Annotated in this window: 1 protein-coding gene and 1 pseudogene; both read right to left on the reverse strand. The window is 55.6% G+C overall.

All coding sequences use genetic code 11. The features are described from left to right. Positions 1–341, reverse strand: a pseudogene (locus DXB44_RS14275) (hypothetical protein); the annotation flags it as partial. Continuing rightward, a partial coding sequence (locus tag DXB44_RS14280) for a DNA topoisomerase (RefSeq protein WP_243111195.1) occupies positions 341–2,146 on the reverse strand: 1,806 nt, incomplete at its 5' end. The pseudogene DXB44_RS14275 and the gene DXB44_RS14280, both read right to left, overlap by 1 nt.

Raw genomic sequence — 2,146 nt, forward strand, 5'->3', positions numbered from 1 at the left:
TAGTGGCTGTTGATGAGACGAATATCCTTCGGCAGCGTTTCAGGCTCCCAGATGCGCCGCCTGCCGATGCCCGCCTGCGGGATGTTTTCGAGGATCTTTACGCTTTCCTGTTGGATGGCCTTACGGTCATCGTCCGAAAGTTCAAACAGATACCAGTTCCGGGCGGCAGGGATGGTGTTTTGTCCATCTGGCGGCAGATTCTTTTCCGAGATCTGCCCACTTTCCAGCGGCTCGCCAGTTACCTTGTTATAAGTGGCAAAGCCGACCCCTGCACCGTTTTCCCGGAGATGCAGATAGCGTTCATCATTGATAAGGTAGACCGCTTCTTTTATCTGCTCCATCAGCACCCACCTTCAAATTCCAGCGAAAACTTGCTGCGGCCATCAGGTTCGGTGCCCAGCAGCACGGTGGCATTGTAGGTCTTGCCCTTGGCGCTCTTGCAGTCCTTCAGGCGGACACGGCCATCCCGCAGCAGCTTGTCTGCCACATGAGCATCCAGACGCTTGCCCAGACGCTTGAAGAACGCATTGTCCTTCCACAGCACGAAACGGCACTCCCGGTTCTCGCAGAACCAGCCCTTTTCACGCTCCACAACAGGTTTTCCGCAGTTCGGGCAGACACCAATAATTTTGTTTTTCATAAGCGCATTCGCTCCTTTCGCAGCCTCGGTGGTCGTTACCAGCGAGGAAATCATCTCTTTGATTTCAGTCATAAAAGTTTCCGGCTCCATTTCGCCACGCTCGATTTGCAGCAGTTTCGCTTCCCAGTCAGCCGTCATATCCGCAGACTGAATCTCTTCGGGCATTACGGTGATGAGGGCTTTGCCCTTGTCGGTGGGCAGAAGCACCTTGGTTTTCTTGGTGCCTTTCCGTTCCAGAAAGCCCTTCTGTACCAGTTTTTCAATGGTGGCGGCTCTGGTTGCCGGAGTACCGATACCCTGACGTTCTACGCCCTCCGGCATACTATCCGCACTGGCGGTTTCCATTGCATGAAGTAGAAGGTCCTCGGTAAAATGCTTCGGCGGGGTCGTTTGCCCCTCTTTCAGTTCTGCATTGAGGATGCCGCACTCATTTTCTGCGACATTGGGCAGGGCTGTGAGTTCCTGCTTCCGGTTCAGGATGTCTGCCAGCACCTTGCGCTCCACAGCTTTCCAGCCTTCCTCCAAAACCTCCTTGCCCTTGGCGGTAAATTCCTCCCCGGCGCATTCGGTGGTCAGCAGGGTTTCCAGATAACGGAAGGGCTTGCTTACCGCCATCAGCGTCCGGGCGATGATGAGTTTCAGAACGTTCTGCTCACCTTTAGGCAGAGCTTCCAGATCGGCTTGCAGCATACTGCGGGTGGGCAGGATGGCGTGGTGGTCGGTGACTTTTTCCCGGTTGACGGTGCGCCGTGTCCGGGGCACAGCCTCGTCCACATCCTCTGGAGTAATGTCGAGAAAACCTTCCAGTTCCTCGGTCAGTTCCTCCAGCATTTCCTCGTCATCGTCGGTGATATAGCAGCTATCAGTTCTGGGATAAGTAGTAAGTTTCTTCTCATACAGGCTCTGCACATAGTCCAGCGTCTGCTGTGCGCTGTACCCCAGTAAGCGGTTGGCATCCCGCTGAAGGGTGGTCAGATCGTACAGCGGCGGCGGATTTTCAGATTTTTCCTTGCGGGTGATGCGCTGGATCGTTGCTACCATCTCCTTTCGGCAGGCTTCCAGCAGGTTCTCGGCAACGGATTTTTCGGGAATGCGGCGGCTGGATGCCGTGCAGCCGCTGGTCAGTTCCAGATCCACCGTGTAGAATTTTTCCGGGGTAAAGGCGGCGATGGCGGCTTCTCGCACCACCGTCATGGCAAGCACCGGGGTCATAACACGCCCCACCGCCAGCGGCTGACCGTACAGGCACGAAAAAAGCCGGGATGCATTGATGCCGACCATCCAGTCGGCGCGTTCCCGGCAGAGTGCTGCGTTGTACAGCGCATCGTATTCAGTTGACGGTTTGAGGTGGGCGAACCCTTCCCGGATAGCGTTTTCCTCCATGCTGGACAGCCATAGACGAGAGAAGGGCTTTTTGCACTCCGCTTGCTGGTAGACAAGTCGGAAGATCAGTTCTCCCTCCCGTCCGGAATCTGTAGGATAGTTCTCGGAGGTGACTTTTCTGAC

It is taken from the genome of Faecalibacterium sp. OM04-11BH, assembly GCF_003482185.1.
Classification (GTDB): domain Bacteria; phylum Bacillota; class Clostridia; order Oscillospirales; family Ruminococcaceae; genus Faecalibacterium; species Faecalibacterium tardum.